The organism is Halomonas sp. 141 (assembly GCF_002810305.1).
GTDB classification, from domain to species: Bacteria; Pseudomonadota; Gammaproteobacteria; order Pseudomonadales; family Halomonadaceae; genus Vreelandella; species Vreelandella stevensii.
This window is the reverse complement of the sequence record NZ_PINZ01000042.1, coordinates 1-15,944: the sequence shown is the minus strand read 5'-3', so window position 1 is coordinate 15,944 and position 15,944 is coordinate 1. Positions and strand designations below refer to the sequence as shown.

General features: G+C 61.0%; 17 protein-coding genes. All 17 read right to left on the bottom strand.

The genetic code is table 11. From position 1 onward, the window contains the following. Positions 1-24 precede the first annotated feature (24 nt). On the bottom strand, positions 25-1,047 hold the full coding sequence (locus CWI66_RS14475) for a tryptophan--tRNA ligase (RefSeq protein ID WP_100732061.1): 1,023 nt from the start codon (positions 1,045-1,047) through the stop codon (positions 25-27). A 49-nt stretch (positions 1,048-1,096) separates the two neighbouring features. Then, a complete protein-coding gene (locus tag CWI66_RS14470; protein ID WP_100732059.1) occupies positions 1,097-1,552 on the bottom strand; it encodes a pilus assembly PilX family protein in 456 nt (151 codons plus the stop codon). A gap of 18 nt (positions 1,553-1,570) precedes the next feature. Continuing rightward, positions 1,571-2,038: a PilW family protein gene (locus tag CWI66_RS14465; protein WP_100732058.1), complete on the bottom strand. Its 468-nt coding sequence runs from the start codon at positions 2,036-2,038 to the stop codon at positions 1,571-1,573. A gap of 17 nt (positions 2,039-2,055) precedes the next feature. After that, a complete protein-coding gene (locus CWI66_RS14460; RefSeq protein ID WP_232710928.1) occupies positions 2,056-2,493 on the bottom strand; it encodes a type IV pilus modification PilV family protein in 438 nt (145 codons plus the stop codon). Continuing rightward, positions 2,462-2,860, bottom strand: coding sequence for a type IV pilin protein (locus CWI66_RS14455; RefSeq protein WP_269799722.1), 399 nt, complete (start codon positions 2,858-2,860; stop codon positions 2,462-2,464). The genes CWI66_RS14460 and CWI66_RS14455 overlap by 32 nt, the downstream gene beginning before the upstream one ends. 105 nt (positions 2,861-2,965) lie before the next feature. Further along, positions 2,966-3,946: a 4-hydroxy-3-methylbut-2-enyl diphosphate reductase gene (gene ispH / locus CWI66_RS14450; RefSeq protein WP_016916032.1), complete on the bottom strand. Its 981-nt coding sequence runs from the start codon at positions 3,944-3,946 to the stop codon at positions 2,966-2,968. Between the two features lie 36 nt (positions 3,947-3,982). Next, positions 3,983-4,426 (bottom strand): FKBP-type peptidyl-prolyl cis-trans isomerase, encoded by a 444-nt coding sequence (gene fkpB / locus CWI66_RS14445; RefSeq protein ID WP_081138848.1) that lies wholly within the window; start codon positions 4,424-4,426, stop codon positions 3,983-3,985. Positions 4,427-4,454: 28 nt separating this feature from the next. Continuing rightward, positions 4,455-4,991 carry a signal peptidase II gene (lspA, locus tag CWI66_RS14440; protein WP_016916030.1) on the bottom strand — a complete coding sequence of 179 codons (537 nt, stop codon included), beginning with the start codon at positions 4,989-4,991 and terminating at the stop codon, positions 4,455-4,457. Further along, positions 4,984-7,815, bottom strand: coding sequence for an isoleucine--tRNA ligase (ileS, locus tag CWI66_RS14435; RefSeq protein WP_100732056.1), 2,832 nt, complete (start codon positions 7,813-7,815; stop codon positions 4,984-4,986). Before ileS ends, lspA begins: the two co-directional genes overlap by 8 nt. A gap of 8 nt (positions 7,816-7,823) precedes the next feature. Next, positions 7,824-8,861, bottom strand: coding sequence for a bifunctional riboflavin kinase/FAD synthetase (ribF, locus tag CWI66_RS14430; protein ID WP_100732054.1), 1,038 nt, complete (start codon positions 8,859-8,861; stop codon positions 7,824-7,826). Positions 8,862-8,963: 102 nt separating this feature from the next. Further along, complete coding sequence (murJ, locus tag CWI66_RS14425; protein ID WP_100732053.1) at positions 8,964-10,541, bottom strand: murein biosynthesis integral membrane protein MurJ; 1,578 nt, start codon at positions 10,539-10,541, stop codon at positions 8,964-8,966. Positions 10,542-10,640: 99 nt separating this feature from the next. After that, positions 10,641-10,907 carry a 30S ribosomal protein S20 gene (gene rpsT, locus CWI66_RS14420; protein WP_016916025.1) on the bottom strand — a complete coding sequence of 89 codons (267 nt, stop codon included), beginning with the start codon at positions 10,905-10,907 and terminating at the stop codon, positions 10,641-10,643. Between the two features lie 233 nt (positions 10,908-11,140). Next, entirely contained in the window at positions 11,141-11,851 is a 711-nt protein-coding gene (locus CWI66_RS14415; RefSeq protein ID WP_100732052.1) for a nucleotide-binding protein, read from the bottom strand. Between the two features lie 205 nt (positions 11,852-12,056). Next, on the bottom strand, positions 12,057-12,926 hold the full coding sequence (gene rpoH, locus CWI66_RS14410) for an RNA polymerase sigma factor RpoH (RefSeq protein WP_026001966.1): 870 nt from the start codon (positions 12,924-12,926) through the stop codon (positions 12,057-12,059). A 206-nt stretch (positions 12,927-13,132) separates the two neighbouring features. Then, a complete protein-coding gene (gene ftsX / locus CWI66_RS14405) occupies positions 13,133-14,191 on the bottom strand; it encodes a permease-like cell division protein FtsX (RefSeq protein ID WP_081138844.1) in 1,059 nt (352 codons plus the stop codon). Further along, positions 14,188-14,856 (bottom strand): cell division ATP-binding protein FtsE, encoded by a 669-nt coding sequence (ftsE, locus tag CWI66_RS14400; protein ID WP_016916020.1) that lies wholly within the window; start codon positions 14,854-14,856, stop codon positions 14,188-14,190. The genes ftsX and ftsE overlap by 4 nt, the downstream gene beginning before the upstream one ends. Continuing rightward, positions 14,853-15,944 (bottom strand): signal recognition particle-docking protein FtsY (ftsY, locus tag CWI66_RS14395; RefSeq protein ID WP_100732051.1); only part of this gene is annotated, 1,092 nt, incomplete at its 5' end. The genes ftsE and ftsY, both read right to left, overlap by 4 nt.

The following is a 15,944-nucleotide window of genomic DNA, read 5'->3' as shown; positions in this document are numbered from 1 at the left end:
GGTTAATATTCCAAAAGTGAATAATTAAACAAAACGCCCCAGCCCAACCACCGAACGCAGCTTATCCATGGTGATGGATGCCTCGGCACGGGCACGCTCAGCACCTTTCTGCAATATGGCTTCGATATGGGCAGGGTCTTCCATCAAGGCATTATAGCGTTCACGCGGCGCGCTGAGATGGGCATTGAGGTATTCGAAGACCTGATCCTTGGCCTCTCCCCAGCCAATACCTTCTTCATACTGTTGACGCATGGTGGCGGTTTCGGCATCGCTGGCAAACGCGGCATAGATCTGGAACAGCGTACACGTGTCGGGGTCTTTGGGCTCACCAGGTTCCAGAGAGTTGGTCTTGATCTTGCGCACCAGCTTTTGCAGCTTTTTCTCGCTGACAAAAAGCGGAATGGTGTTGTTGTAGCTTTTGGACATCTTGCGACCGTCCAGGCCTTTCAGCACCTCTGCCTTTTCGTTGACCACGGCTTCCGGCTGAGCAAAGTATTGCCCTTTGAACAGATGGTTGAAGCGCCCTGCGATATCACGTGCCATCTCGATATGCTGGATCTGATCGCGCCCGACCGGCACTTTATGGGCATTGAACATCAGGATATCGGCGGCCATCAGTACCGGGTAGCTAAACAGCCCCATGGTAATGCCCTTGTCCGGTTCCTGGTCGCCTGCCTCTTCGTTCTCGGCCACGGCGGCCTTGTAGGCATGGGCTCGGTTCATCAGGCCCTTGGCACAGACGCACGACAGCATCCACATCAGCTCGGGAATTTCGCTGATATCCGACTGGCGATAGAAGATGGCGTTATCGGTATCCAGACCCAACGCCAGCCAGGTAGCGGCGATCTCCATGCGTGACGCCTGAACACGCTTGGGGTCCTGACACTTGATCAGGGCGTGAAAGTCGGCCAGGAAGTAGAACGACTGCACGTTAGGGTCCTGGCTTGCCTCGATGGCAGGCTTGATGGCCCCGACGTAATTGCCGAGGTGAGGCGTCCCCGTCGTGGTAATTCCGGTCAGCACGCGGGTTTTGGCTATCTGACTCATGATCTGGATCCAACTGAATAAAGGTGAAAAACGATACGCTATTGTACGCCTATTTCCAAACGACGACTGCCTGTCCATCCGCTCGAGTGTCCAGCCGCACGAAGACGGGCTCACTCTGGGCCACGATGCCATCACGTTCAGACAGCACGGCCCCCAACGCCATGACCCATGATTCGCCTTGAAACACCACCGGCACGAACAGGCAGCCCTGGGATGGGCAATCCTGGGACACGCGCTGGGCATGGGGATGACCAAGATAGTCTTCGAAGCGCACCGTGGCGGGAACTTCTATCTGCGGCGCGCCTTCCCACGATAGCTCGTCGAATCGCCACAATGCGTGTGCCGCCGCACTCCCTGAGTTCATTTGAGCCTGCAGGGAAGCACGGAAATTGCCCGCGAGCCGCTCGTCCACCAGGGCGGACTGCATGCCCATCATCGCCGTGACCAGAGCACTGGCCAGCAGCACCATGACAATGACCAGCGCAGCGCCTCGCTGAGTGCTCATCTGCTCGAGCCCCCCAGGCTATTCATCCGGATGGAATAACGCTTCCCGGTGGGCCACATGAAAAGTGACTGCTTGACCACTGGGTCCTAACGGCAACACTACTTGATACACGTCAGACGCCTGTCCAACGACGGTGCCGACGGGTTCATCGCGTGCACAGGAAGCACCCTCTGCAGCCTGGAAGGTCACCAGCGGCTGCGCTCGCGACATATCCTGTAGTGTGCAGCGACACTCACTGGCTGACGGGACGCACTGTAACCGGTAGTACGGCTCTCCCGTAGCGTCGTATGCCCCGTGGCGCTGTAACGTGGCCGTAATGTGGGCAACGGAGAAAATCAGCGCCTCCTGCTGGCGCCCGAGACTTTCTGTCTGCCTAAATGTGTGCAGAGTGCTCAAGAAGAGCTGCCCTGCCCCTATCACAATGGTGACGCCCACCACCATGGCCACCACCATCTCTGTCAGGGTGAAGCCGTTTTGCCTCTCCATAGGCGCCACCACACTCTTTAAAGAGGGAGTTGAAAAGGATAAACAAGCGACTGGGCGCTTGCGTCCAACGCGCTGTCCAGCCCGAGCGTCACCTCGAACAGGCAATCTTGCCGGGTAATGGTGCTATCAGCCGCCCTGGCATGGCGGATAAGCGGCCCACCTGAAGCAGCGAACCAGGCCGTGTGCCAGGCACGCTCGATCTCGGCAAGCGGGATATCCTGACAGCCCTCGGCATGACGCGTCGCCGCCCAGACCCGTTCCTGGGCATCCAGCGCCGCTACGCTCACCAGCGTTTGCTGATAGCCGCGCTGCACGGCCTGCAAGGCTTTCAGCTGCATGGCAGCAATACTGATAAGGCCAAGTGACAGCACCACCAGCGCCACGAGTGCCTCGACCAAGGAGAAGCCGCCTTGCTGCCGGTGCTTACCAGCAGGCAGCAGGCAGTCTTTCGCCACGGGCGTTGTACTGCAAGTCTTGTTCGCAGCCATCGTCTCGCTCACTGGAAGCCGTTAGCAGGAAACCACCGTCTTCGTCACCACCATTGGCGACCGTAATGGCGTAGTTACCATCGGGCGAGGTGGCCGTGACGGTACAGCCATTGTAGGAGTATTGACGTGAATAGCAGCGCTCCATCTCGGAGGCGGCCTGAAGCAGGCCCGCATGCGCATCGGTGCGCAGGGAACGCTCGACATAGCGGTTATAGCTGGGGTAGGCGATACCGACGATGATACCGATGATCGCGACGGTGATCAGCAGCTCGATGAGGGTAAACCCCTGTGGGGGAAAGTTGCCACCCACAGGGGGGATAGAGCGATCTGGCACGCGCGGTGCTCCCGTATCAACTGAACCATACTTCGAGTATGTCCCAAACCGATACGCTTTGCACCTCCATGAACAGCTCAGGTGTTAACGCTGTCTCACTGATGATTATTCACTAACGATCACACGCTCGCGTAGCTCTTTGGGCATGGAGAAGGTGATGTTCTCCTCACGCCCCTGCAGCTCCACGGGGGCTTCTGCGCCTAGCGTCTGTAACTGGTCGATGACGCCTTTCACCAGCACTTCCGGGGCGCTGGCACCAGCAGTGACGCCAATGCGCTTGACGCCTTCGAGCCAGGCAGCCTCAATCTGCTCGGCATTGTCGATCAGATAGGCGGGGGTCCCCATGCGCTCGGAAAGCTCCCGCAGGCGGTTGGAGTTCGAGCTGTTGGGGCTGCCCACGACCAGCACCAGGTCGCTGTCCGCTGCCAGCTCGCGCACGGCATCCTGGCGGTTTTGAGTGGCGTAGCAGATATCGTCCTTGCGCGGCCCCTGGATCTCGGGAAACTTCTCCCGCAGCGCGTCGATCACTTTGGCCGTGTCGTCCATGGAGAGCGTGGTCTGGGTGACGAACGCCAGCGCCGCAGGGTCGTTGACGACCAGATTGGCAACGTCCTGTTCGTCTTCCACCAGATAGATCTTGCCCCCATGGGAAGTGTCGTAGCGCCCCATGGTGCCTTCGACTTCGGGGTGGCCTTCATGCCCGATGAGAATGCACTCCTGGCCGCGTTTGGCGTAGCGCAGCACTTCCATGTGTACCTTGGTGACCAGCGGGCAAGTGGCATCGAAAACTTTCAGACCACGCTGTTCGGCATCCTGCTGAACCGCTCGGGAAACGCCGTGGGCCGAGAAGATGACGATCACATCGTCGGGCACTTCATGGAGTTCTTCGACGAAGACTGCCCCGCGCTCGCGCAGCGTTTCCACCACGAAGCGGTTGTGCACGACTTCATGGCGCACATAAATCGGCGGGCCGAAGACATCCAGCGCGCGATTGACGATATCGATCGCACGGTCGACCCCGGCGCAGAATCCGCGCGGGTTAGCCAACTTGATCTGAATGGGCTGAGATGACTCTGATGACTGCATAAATGCGCCTTGATGCAACCTGCATCGCTCGGGAAATTAGTGTTTGGTGATCGGCGTGACGTTGAGCACTTCGACCTCGAACGTCAGCGTGCGCCCTGCCAGCGGGTGGTTGAAATCGACCTCCACGCGGTCACCTTCTACTGTTTTGACCACGCCCGGCAGTTCCGTTCCCGCCTTGTCGGCAAACGACATGACCATACCCACCTCGGGCTCGTCGTCACCAAAATCTGCTCGCTTCAAGGTCTGGATATTCTGCGGATTATGCTGACCGAAGGCATGCTCCGGGGTAATCTGGAATGACCCGCTCTGGCCGGCGGCCATGCCCTTGATGGGGTGCTCGAACCCCGGCGGCAAGTTGCCATCGCCATATTGAAACGTGGCAGCCGCTTTCTCTTTGGTGGAATCCACCACCGTGCCGTCCTCCAGCTTCAACGTGAAGTGGAGGGTGATTTCCATGCCATCGTCAATTAGGTAGTCCATAGTTCCTCACAGGTAGGCGCGGGGGCGTTCAGGCCATTTTTTTACGGCGTCGATCGCCCATGAACGACTCCCAGATAAGCCCCACGGCACCCAGCGTAATACCAATATCGGCCACGTTGAAAGCCGGGTAGTACCAGCCCGCCACGTGGAATGAGAGAAAGTCCACGACATAGCCGTGAATCAGCCGATCATACAGGTTGCCCAGCGCACCACCGATGATCAACGGCAGCGCGATGGCCAGCAGCTTTTCGTCTGCCCGTACCCTGGAGAGCCACACGGTCAGCCCGATGCTGGCGCCAATGGCCACCGTGGCAAAGAACCAGCGCTGCCAGCCAGGATGGTCAGCCAGGAAGCTGAAGGCCGCGCCGGTATTGTGCAGCAGGGTCAGGTTGAAAAACGGCAGCACTTCAACCGGCTGTGCATAACTCAAAAAATGGCTGGCGGCGTATTTGGTCAGCAAATCCAGCACGATCACCGCCACCGCCAGCCATAGCCAGCGCAGCGGCCGCCGCATGGGCGGACGCTGGTGGGTCGACGCTTCCGTGCCGCTCACGGTGTTAGGCATAGTAACGAATCTCTCCACTGCCTTCGGGCAAGTTGCTCACACAGCGGCCACACAGGTCCGGATGGGCGGCAAAACTGCCCACATCGGCGCGGTGGTGCCAGCAGCGCTCGCACTTGGCATGCTCACTGGCGTTGACGGCTACCTTCAACCCCTCAAGCTCGGTACTTTCGGCACCGGCCGCATCGGCCAGCGGTGCCAGATGCACTTCACTGGTGAGCATCACAAAACGCAGCTCGTCGCCCAGCTTGGCCAGCGCCGTGTGCAGTTCGTCGTTCACGTAAAGCGTGACTTCCGCCGCCAGGCTGCCCTTGATCACTTTGGCGTTACGGGCATCTTCCAGGCACTTGTTCACCGAGTGCTTCACTTCCAGCACCTGCTCCCAGAACGCCCGGCCCATCTCGGCGCCCTCGTCCAACGTGGAGAGGCCTGTGTAGTAGGTCTCCAGCAGCACGCTGTCGCCACGCTGGCCGGGGATATGCTCGAAAATCTCTTCGGCGGTGAACGACAGAATCGGGGCCACCCAGCGGCTCAACGCTTCCACCACGTGATACAGCGCAGTTTGCGCACTGCGACGGGCCAGCGAGTCGGTTTGCGTGGTGTACTGGCGGTCCTTGATGACATCCAGGTAGAAACCACCCAGCTCCCGTGCGCAGAAGCCGTGTACCTGCTGGTAGACATCCAGGAAGCGGTACTCTTCATAGGCTTTTTCGATACGGCCCTGCAGCTGAGCCGCACGGTCCACTACCCACTGGTCCAGCGCCAGCATATCGCCGAACGCCACCTGATCCCGAGCAGGGTCAAAACCGCTCAGGTTGGACAGCAGGAAGCGGGCCGTGTTGCGAATACGGCGATAGACGTCGGCCGTGCGCTTGAGAATTTCGTCGGAGACGGCCATCTCGCCGGAGTAGTCCGTCGAGGCGACCCACAAGCGCAGAATGTCCGCCCCCAGCTTGTCCATCACGCTTTGCGGGGCCACCACGTTACCGATGGACTTGGACATCTTGCGCCCCTGGGCATCGACGGTGAAGCCGTGGGTCAGCAGCTGCCGGTAAGGCGCATGCCCATCAATGGCCGCGCCGGTCAGCAGCGAGGAGTGGAACCAACCCCGGTGCTGGTCCGAGCCTTCCAGGTAAAGGTCCGCCCGTGGGCCACTCTCATGGCCATGGGGGTGCGAGCCGCGCAGCACATGGCGGTGGGTGGTGCCCGAGTCGAACCACACGTCCAGCGTGTCGGTGACTTTCTCGTAGTCGGCGGCTTCCGCGCCCAGCAGCTCGGAGGGTTCCAGCTTGAACCACGCCTCAATGCCCTCTTGCTCCACGCGCTTGGCGGCCTCTTCCATCAGCCCCACGGTGTTCGGGTGCAGCTCACCGGTTTGCTTGTGCAGGAAGAAGGGAATCGGCACGCCCCAGTTACGCTGACGGGAGATACACCAGTCCGGGCGATTGGCGATCATGCTGTGCAGGCGCGCCTGCCCCCAGGCAGGGGTGAACTCGGTGGCTTCGATACCGGCCAGCGCCCGCTCGCGCAGGGTCTTGCCATCCTTGCCTTTGATATCCATGCCGACGAACCACTGGGCCGTGGCACGATAGATGACCGGCGTCTTGTGGCGCCAGCAGTGCATGTAGCTGTGCGTGATAGGCGTATGGGCCATCAGCGCGTTCACGTCACGCAGCTTGTCGATGATGTTCGGGTTGGCTTTCCAGATCATCTGACCGCCAAAGAAAGGCAGGTCGTCGATATAGACACCGTTACCCTGAACCGGGTTGAGCATGTCGTCAAAGCTCATGCCGTAAGCGCGGCAGGTGTTGAAGTCGTCCACCCCGTAGGAGGGGGCCGAGTGAACGATACCGGTGCTGCCGACCTCGGACTCCACATAGTCCGCCAGATAGACCGGCGAGAGGCGGTCGTAGAACGGATGGCGGAAATTGATCAGATCCAGGTGTTTGCCCTGAGTCGTCGCCACTACTTCACCTTGCAAGCCAAAACGCTCCAGGCAGCTCTCGACCAGCTCTTCGGCCAACAGCAGCAACCGCTCGCCGGTATCCACCAGCGCGTAGGTGAAGTCCGGGTGAACGTTCAGCGCCTGGTTGGCGGGAATGGTCCAGGGCGTGGTGGTCCAGATCACCACCGCAGCAGGCTTGGCCAGCTCGCTCAGACCGAACGCCGCTGCCAGCTTGTCGGCATCTTCCACGGGGAAGGCCACGTCGATGGCATCGGACTTCTTGTCAGCGTACTCGACTTCCGCTTCGGCCAGCGCCGAGCCGCAGTCGAAGCACCAGTTCACCGGTTTCAGCCCTTTGAAAACGTAGCCCGCTTCGACCATATCGGCCAGGGCGCGGATCTCGCCCGCCTCGTTGGCGTAATCCATGGAGCGGTAGGGGTGATCCCAGTCCCCGATGATCCCCAGGCGCACGAAATCCACCAGTTGGGTTTCGATCTGGGCACCGGCGTACTCACGGCACAGCTCGCGGGCTTTGTCTGCCGCCAAGTGCTTGCCATGGGTGGTCTCGACCTTATGCTCGATGGGCAGGCCGTGGCAGTCCCAGCCGGGCACGTAGGGTGCATCGAAGCCCGCCAGGTTCTTGGACTTGACGATGATGTCCTTGAGAATCTTGTTGACGGCGTGACCGATATGGATGCTGCCGTTGGCGTAGGGAGGGCCATCGTGCAGGACGAACAGCGGCGCCCCCGCACGGGCTTCGCGCAGGCGCTGGTACAGGTTCATGTCCTGCCACTGGGAAACGCGCCCTGGCTCCTGCTTCGGCAGCATGCCGCGCATGGGAAAGTCGGTTTCTGGCAGGTTTAGCGTGTGCTTGTAATCCATAGTTCCGGTCAGCCGTCGTTAGCATCGGCGTCGTTATCCGCCGAAGTGAAATCAGAAGAAGCGGTCTCACGCCCAAGCGGGGCCGAGGCCAGCGGAAGAGTACGTGCTACGCCAGCCTCAGCCGCCGCAAAATAGCGGCGCGCCCTGGCCTGGTCATGTTGAATCTGCGCCTTCAGCGCGTCGAAATCGTCGAACTTCACTTCCCCGCGCAGCCGAGCGCAGGGGTAAACCGTCAGCCGCTGACCATACAGGTCGCCGGAAAAGTCCAGCAGATGCACTTCGAGGGTGGGCCGTTTGGCCCCCACAGTGGGCCGAAAACCGACGTTGGCCACGGCGGGCAGGCGAACACCGTTCGGCAGCTCGGCCACCACGGCAAACACACCGCGCAGCGTCAGCGGCTGGGGCAGCAGCGGCAAATTGGCCGTGGGCACACCGATGGTGCGCCCCAACTGCTGATCGCGCACCACGCGGCCATGCAGCGAATAGGGCCTGCCCAGCAGGCGCGCCGCCACCTCGAAATTGCCGCTGGCCAGTAAGGTACGCACCCGGGTGCTCGACACACGCTCCCCTGCCACCGTGAAGGTGTGGGTATTTTCGACGCCAAACCCATGGTGACTGCCCACCGCTTCCAGCAGCTCGAAATCGCCCTGGCGATCACAGCCAAAACGGAAGTCATCCCCCACCACCAGATGACGGACGTTCAGCCCCTGGATCAACACCTGGTCGATGAACTGGCGGCCGGTCAGGCTGCGCAAGGCGTCGTTGAACGGCAGGCAAAGCACCTGTTCCGCACCGTGGTCGTGCAGCAAGCGCACTTTTTCCCGCAGCCGCGTCAGACGAGGCGGCGCCTGGTCACCCGCAAAGAACTCCCGTGGCTGCGGCTCGAAGACCACCACGGTCAAGGGCACTCCCAGGCGGGCCGCGTGCTCTCGGCACTGCTGCAGGATCGCCTGATGGCCGCGATGCACGCCATCAAAATTACCGATGGTCGCCACGCAGCCACGCTGAGAGGGTGTCAGATTGTGCAGACCTCGAATGACGTGCATGGCACCTCTGCCGTCTTGAAAGCGTTTGATTATAACGAACGTGCTGGCCTGGTGCAGGTCAAGATTGCCATCGGGCCATCTTGACCAACGCCCCGCCTCAGCCTAGCTATTCATCCTGAAATGCCGTGGGCGCAGCCCCAGCGCCGTCAGCCACAGAAAATAGAGTCCACCGCCAAGTACGACCAGTCCGGACACCCAGCGAATCCGCTGCCACATGTCGAACTCCAGCCACACCTGCCAGTGGGGTGACACAAAATAGAGCGCCGCCCCCATCAGCAGGCTGCCCCCACCCAGCTGCACCGCGTACCGCCCCCAGCCAGGCTGAAACACCAGCACGCCCTGACGATACAACAGGTAGCCCAGCAACCCCGCGTTCAGGAACGCCGACAGCGCCGTGGCCAGCGCCAGCCCTGCGTGCGCCAGCGGCCAGATCAGCAGCAAATTGAGCAGCATGTTGGCGACCATGGCGACGATCCCGACCTTCACGGGGGTTTTGGTGTCCTGGCGGGCAAAGAACCCCGGGGCCAGCACCTTGATCAGCATGAAGGCTACCAGACCGAACGCATAGGCGCGCAGACTCATGGCCGCCATCTGAATGTCTACCTCGGTCATCGCTCCATAGTGGAACAGCGTGATCAGGAAAGGCTCGGCCAGCACCGCCAGCGCCAGCGCAGCAGGCACGCCCAGCAACAGCACCACGCGAATGGCCCAGTCCAGCATGGCAGCGAAATGCTCGCTGGACTGCTCTGCGTGGCGCTTGGAAAGTGCGGGCAGGATGATGGTACCAATCGCCACCCCAAACACGCCCAGCGGCAGCTCCACCAAACGGTCCGAGTAGTAGAGCCAGGAGACGCTACCGGCCACCAGCAGCGACGCCAACACCGTGTCCAGCAACAGGTTGATCTGCGACACCGATACGCCAAACAGCGCCGGAGCCATCAGCTTGAGAATACGCTTGACCCCATCATGGGCGAAGTTGGGCCATGGCGTTGGCAATAGCCCCAGGCGCAGCAAAAACGGCACCTGAAAGGCGAGCTGGGCAGCACCGGCAATCAGCACCCCCCAGGCCAGCGCCATGGCAGGCTCTTCCATTAGAGGCATTAAAAACAGCGCCGCCCCGATCAACGACAGATTGAGCAACACTGGCGTAAACGCAGGAACGGCAAAGCGGTTCCAGGTGTTCAGAACACTGCCGGAAAAGGCCGTCAAGGAAATCAGCAGCAGGTAGGGAAAGGTCAAGCGCAGCATGTCGGCGGTCATGGCCAGCTTGTCGGGGTCACGCCCAAAGCCTGGCGCAAACAGCCATACCAGCCAGGGCGCACCGAGCATGGCAAACGCCGTGATCAGCGCCAGGATGGCGGTCAGGCTGCCCGCCACCGCATTGAGCAGCTCACGAATTTCCTGCTTGCTGCGCTGGGTCGAGTACTCCGACAACACCGGCACGAAGGCCTGATTGAAGGCCCCTTCGGCGAACAGGCGGCGCATGAAATTGGGAATCTTGAACGCCACGAAGAAGGCGTCGGACCCGTTGCCCGCCCCCAGAAAGGTGGCAACCACCACATCGCGCACCAGCCCCATGACCCGCGAGATCATGGTCATGGCGCTCACCACCAGTCCAGAGCGCATCAGCCCTCGGCGCGGCGGCGACATATTGGCTTGCGGCGGTGTCTTCGCACTCATCACTGGTTCCATACTGAAAAAAGGGTGACTCAAGCAGCACGGGCAACGTTTGGACACAAAAAAACCGGCCGCAGCCGGTTTTTTAGGGCGACTGCCGGCTTACGCCGCCAGAGCCTTGATGCGCTTGTTCAAGCGGCTTTTCAGGCGCGCTGCTTTCTTCTTGGAAAGCACGTCCTTGTCAGCAATACGGTCAACGACCGGCTGCATGACCTTGAACTCTTCCATGGCCTTGCCATGATCGCCAGTGTTGATCGCCTTGATCACGCGCTTGATGTAAGTGCGGACCATGCTGCGCTGGCTGGATTTCAGGACGCGACGAGTCTCGGCCTGGCGGGCGCGCTTGCGTGCTTGCTTGCTGTTCGCCACAGGTATCTCCTTGGAGAATAAAGGTTGCCCATCAACGGCAACGGATTAACTATGTGTCTGTCGGCTGGCAATTGCCTTGGCACGACATTTCCGTACGGATCTTTCCACAACAACCGATTGATTTGGCAGCACTTTCAATTCTGCCAAATAGTGTAACGAGCAGTCATTTCGCTGCCCGTTCACGGGTCTTGTCTGAGAGGATGGCGTAGTCTATCACGCGTCAAGCGTGCTTGCTAGCCGTTGTCAATGGTTTCAAGCTGCGACTTCAGCTTCTCGAGCTGCTCGTAGGACTTGCGCAACCATACCTTCATGCGCTGGCGTTCGGCGATATTCATCAGGCTGCGGTCATTGGCCACCGCCCAAAAGCTGCTGTTGTTGAAGTCGATCTTTTGGGTCAGTTTGGTATGCAGCCGTGGCAATTCGATCAACGCGGCTTCTTGTCCCACGGCCTGCTGATACACCCTGGACTGCTGGAAGCGCTCGAAGCTGTCGCCACGCCCCAGGTTCTGCACCACGACGATACTGACCGGCTGCTCCTGATAGCGGTCCAGCACCTGCTCCAGCAGTGTCACCGAGTCTGCGCCATCGTCCATCACATGCCACCAGACCACTTGCATGCCCAGCTCATTGAGCAGACCAAAGACATCGGTCTCCTCGACCCAGCGATTGATCGGCTGCGCCGACTGAGCCGCCAGGTCGATGATCAGGTCACGCTCGGGGTGCTCTTCCACGGCAGAGAGCATGCCGTCCAGGCTGTCATCGTCACCCACCACAACGGCAGAGGCGTAGTCCTGATAAAAGCGTGAAAACGTCCCGTGGGAGGCATCACAGTCAAAGCCCAGAAAGGGCCACTGATGATCGATGTAGTACTGCGCCAATACCCGCGCCGTCATTGACTTGCCTACACCGCCCTTTTCACCACCGATGAAATGAACCTTGCCCATCCTTGCCTCTCCGCCGTCGGGGCCCAATGCCCAAAGGGAAATCTAGCAGGAAAAGCAGAGCGAAAAATAGACAAGGCGCAGAAATAGTCGCGGGCATTGCCGTAAAGCCAACCTGCATCAGGCAAAAAGCCCGACCCCTCTCGGGCTCGGGCTTTTCAGCGTTAGGCGGTGGCACTAAATAGCAGCACCACCCAACAAGCTCACATCATGCAGCGATGGCAGCATCACCCATTTTCTGACGAAGCTTTTTCATGGCGTTCTTTTCGAGCTGGCGAATACGCTCGGCGCTCACCCCGTAGACATCGGCCAAGTCATGTAACGTGGCTTTGTCATCGGTCAGCCAGCGGCGCTGGAGGATATCCCGAGAGCGGTCATCCAGTGCCTGCAAGGCCAGCTGAAGGCGGCGCGTCGAATCCTCTTCGAAGTCGCTATCTTCCAGCTGCGTCGCCGGGTCTGCCGAAGCGTCGTCGAGGAAGTAGGCAGGTGCCTGATAAGCGCTCTCGTCGTCATCGCCGGGCGCTGCGTCGTAGCCAGCGTCGAACGCCGACAAACGGCCTTCCATGTCACGCACGATTTCCGGCTTGACGTCCAGGTCCTTGGCGATGGCGTTGACTTCATCGTTGTTCAACCAGGCCAGACGCTTCTTGGCGCTGCGCAGATTGAAGAACAGTTTGCGCTGTGCCTTGGTGGTAGCAATCTTGACGATACGCCAGTTGCGCAGCACGAACTCGTGGATTTCTGCCTTGATCCAATGCACCGCAAAGGACACGAGGCGCACGCCCTGGTTAGGGTCGAAGCGCTTGACGGCCTTCATCAGGCCAACGTTTCCTTCCTGGATCAGGTCGGCCTGGGGCAGGCCGTACCCCGAATAGCTGCGCGCGATGTGGACAACGAAGCGCAGATGCGACAGCACCAGACGACGCGCCGCTTCCAGGTCGCCTTCGTCATACAGGCGAAACGCCAACTCGCGCTCTTCTTCGACGCTCAAGACGGCAATGCCGTTGACCGCCTGAATGTAGCCGCCCAGGTCGTTGCCTGGTGACAGCTGTCCCACCGGTAGAAGACTAGTGCTCATGTGCAAACGGTCTCCCTTAAAACCTTTCGTGGTCGACGCGCGGGCAATTCGAGGCCAGCGCATCTGGAATTGACTGATAAGACCCTGATCAACCGCCAAGGTTCACAAGGCCAGTGCATCAGCGGCAGTAAACTCTTCAAGCCTATCACTGGCCGATTAAGCTGAGATGACATGACCGTGAATGCTCTGCGCCAGCGCCGTGACACCTAGCGCGGGCGGATGCTGGAAAGGTGGCGAGTCACTGCCAACCATGCCCCTAACCAGCCCAATAGTGTACTGCAAGATAGCAGAATTGTAGAGCCCGTCACATCCAGCTGCGGCAAAGTGAAGCTGGCGCCATAGCTGGCTGCCAGGGCCGCTACCGGCAGCGATAACCAGTGATTCCCCAACCCCAGCAACCCGAGCGCAATCACGCCTCCCCCAATGCCGTACCAGGCACCACTGTAGAGAAATGGCCGCCTGACAAAGGCATGGGTGGCCCCCATGAGCATCACCACCTCGATCTCTCGGCGACGACTTTCCACCGCCAGGCGTATGGTGTTGCCCACCACCAGCAAGACGCCAAAGCCGAACAGAACGCCCAGCGCCAGCGCCACCCGGCGTCCCAGCTCGGCTAAATGGCGCAACCGCTCCACCCAGGCCAGATCGACACGAACTTCGTCTACGCCAGTGAGGGTTTCGAGCCGATGGGCCAGCTCCGCCATGGCATCGGGGTCGACGCTTTGCGGTGCGATCACGATGCTGGTGGGCAACGGGTTGTCATCCAGCCCCGCCAAAGTGTCATCGATACCCAGCGACTGCTGGAATTCGGCCATGCCCTCTTCCGGGCTGATCATGCGCGTCTGCGCCACGCCTTCGTCTGCCACGACCGCCTCTTCTATGCGCGCCGCCTGCGCTTCGTCCACGGCAACGTCGAGGTAGACCGTCAGCGTCGCGCTTTCATCCAGCTCGGTATTCAGCAGGCGAGCGCTGTCCAGCGTCAGCCAGAGCGCGGCCGGGAGCACCAGCGCAATCGCAATGGCCAGCATGGTCAGCAGGTTGCCCAGCGGCTGGCGCACCAGCCGGTACAGGCTGTCGATGGCCATGGCACGATGGTGCCTGCCCCAGGCACGCAGGCGACTGCTGAAACGTGTCTGCTGCGAACGCGCCCCCTTGCGTGCTGTCGCTTCGCTCGGTGAAGACGGGGTGGGTGCAGCGCGTCTGGCTCGCGGGGCAGCGCCACCCTGGCGCGGCGTGGCAGGGTGGCGGGGTGTCGAACGCTTCATAAGGCTCCCTCGTCACCCACCAGACGACCATCCTGCAAACGCAGAATGCGGTGACGCAACCGGGCAATCAGCGCCAGGTCGTGGCTGGCGATCATGATGGTCGTGCCAATCCGATTGAAATCCTCGAAGAGCCCCATGATATCCGCCGATAGCTGTGGGTCGAGGTTACCGGTGGGCTCATCCGCCAGCAGCAAGGCTGGCTTGTTGACCACTGCCCGCGCAATGCCCACCCGCTGCTGCTCACCACCAGAAAGTTCGATGGGCAGCGCTTTCTCGCGATGCAAGAGACCTACCTTGTCGAGGGCGGCACGCACCCGCCGGGCGGCCTCTCGTGGCTCGACGCCCTGGATTTCCAGCGGCAGCGACACGTTGTGGAACACGCTGCGGTCGAACAGCAGCTGGTGGTCCTGAAACACCACGCCAATCTGGCGGCGGTAGAACGGCACCTGACTGGGGTGCAGCTGGGCAATATCGTGCCCCGCCACCACCACCCGGCCCCGGCTAGGAGTCTCAAGTCGCATGATGAGCCGCAGCAGCGAACTTTTGCCTGCCCCCGAGTGGCCGGTCAAAAAGACCATTTCACCTCTGGCCACGCGGAAGTTCAGGTGCGCCAGCGCATCAAAGCGCCCTCCATAGCGCTTACCCACATGCTCGAAGGCAATCATGCGCGGCTATCATCTCCCTGGCGGTCAAACAGTGCGTTGACGAAATCATGGGCATCGAAGGGGCGCAGGTCGTCCAGGCCTTCACCCACGCCAATGAACCGGATGGGCGTCTCCAGCTGTTTGGCCAGCGCGAAGATGATGCCGCCCTTGGCGGTACCGTCCAGCTTGGTCAGCGTGATGCCGCTGATCGGCACCGCATCATTGAACGTGCTGGCCTGGGAGATGGCGTTCTGGCCCGTACCCGCATCCAGCACCAGCATGACCTCGTGGGGTGCGGTGTCATCCAGCTTCTGCATGACACGGTGCACCTTCTTGAGCTCTTCCATCAGGTGGCTCTTGTTATGCAGCCGCCCGGCCGTGTCGGCAATCAGCACGTCCACCCCACGGGCCTTGGCCGCCGCCACCGCATCGTAAATCACCGATGCGCTGTCCGCGCCGGTGTGCTGAGCAATCACCGGGACGCTGTTGCGCTCACCCCAGACCTTCAACTGCTCCACGGCGGCCGCTCGGAAGGTATCCCCCGCCGCCAGCATGACGCTCTTGCCTTCGCGCTGAAAACGCTGGGTGAGCTTGCCGATAGTGGTGGTTTTCCCCACCCCATTGACCCCCACCACCAGGATGACGAAGGGCCCGCCATTGGCGCTCTGGACATTCAGCGGCGTGGAGACCGGCCCCAGCAGCGCGGCCAGCTCTTCCTGCAAGCCGCGATACAGCGCCTCCGGGTTGTTCAGTTCCTTGCGGGACACCCGCGCTTCCAGGCGCTCGATGATCTCGCTGGTGGCTTCGATGCCCACATCGGCCATCAACAGCTGGGTTTCCAGGTCTTCCAGCAGCTCGTCATCGATATGCTTCTTGCCCAGAAACAGATCGGCCAAGCCATCGGTCAGGTTGGCGCGGGTCTTGCCCAGCCCCGATTTGATGCGTGCAAACCAGCCCTTCTTCTCGCCCTGCTCGGCCACCGGCTTCTCTTGCAGCGCGGGCTTGACTGGCTCTGGCTCTGGCTCTGGCTCTGGCTCTGGCTCTGGCTCTGGCTGCGCGTCGTCCTGGGGGTGGGGGGGCGGGGGCTCGTGGGCGGGCGGGGGGGGAGC

What these genes read in the sequence shown, in the direction of transcription:
- CWI66_RS14475 (WP_100732061.1), bottom strand. Translation starts at nt 1,047, where the DNA reads ATGAGTCAGATAGCCAAAACCCGCGTGCTGACCGGAATTACCACGACG.
- CWI66_RS14470 (WP_100732059.1), bottom strand. Translation starts at nt 1,552, where the DNA reads ATGAGCACTCAGCGAGGCGCTGCGCTGGTCATTGTCATGGTGCTGCTG.
- CWI66_RS14465 (WP_100732058.1), bottom strand. Translation starts at nt 2,038, where the DNA reads ATGGAGAGGCAAAACGGCTTCACCCTGACAGAGATGGTGGTGGCCATG.
- ispH (WP_016916032.1), bottom strand. Translation starts at nt 3,946, where the DNA reads ATGCAGTCATCAGAGTCATCTCAGCCCATTCAGATCAAGTTGGCTAAC.
- fkpB (WP_081138848.1), bottom strand. Translation starts at nt 4,426, where the DNA reads ATGGACTACCTAATTGACGATGGCATGGAAATCACCCTCCACTTCACG.
- lspA (WP_016916030.1), bottom strand. Translation starts at nt 4,991, where the DNA reads ATGCCTAACACCGTGAGCGGCACGGAAGCGTCGACCCACCAGCGTCCG.
- ileS (WP_100732056.1), bottom strand. Translation starts at nt 7,815, where the DNA reads ATGGATTACAAGCACACGCTAAACCTGCCAGAAACCGACTTTCCCATG.
- ribF (WP_100732054.1), bottom strand. Translation starts at nt 8,861, where the DNA reads ATGCACGTCATTCGAGGTCTGCACAATCTGACACCCTCTCAGCGTGGC.
- murJ (WP_100732053.1), bottom strand. Translation starts at nt 10,541, where the DNA reads ATGAGTGCGAAGACACCGCCGCAAGCCAATATGTCGCCGCCGCGCCGA.
- CWI66_RS14415 (WP_100732052.1), bottom strand. Translation starts at nt 11,851, where the DNA reads ATGGGCAAGGTTCATTTCATCGGTGGTGAAAAGGGCGGTGTAGGCAAG.
- rpoH (WP_026001966.1), bottom strand. Translation starts at nt 12,926, where the DNA reads ATGAGCACTAGTCTTCTACCGGTGGGACAGCTGTCACCAGGCAACGAC.
- ftsX (WP_081138844.1), bottom strand. Translation starts at nt 14,191, where the DNA reads ATGAAGCGTTCGACACCCCGCCACCCTGCCACGCCGCGCCAGGGTGGC.
- ftsE (WP_016916020.1), bottom strand. Translation starts at nt 14,856, where the DNA reads ATGATTGCCTTCGAGCATGTGGGTAAGCGCTATGGAGGGCGCTTTGAT.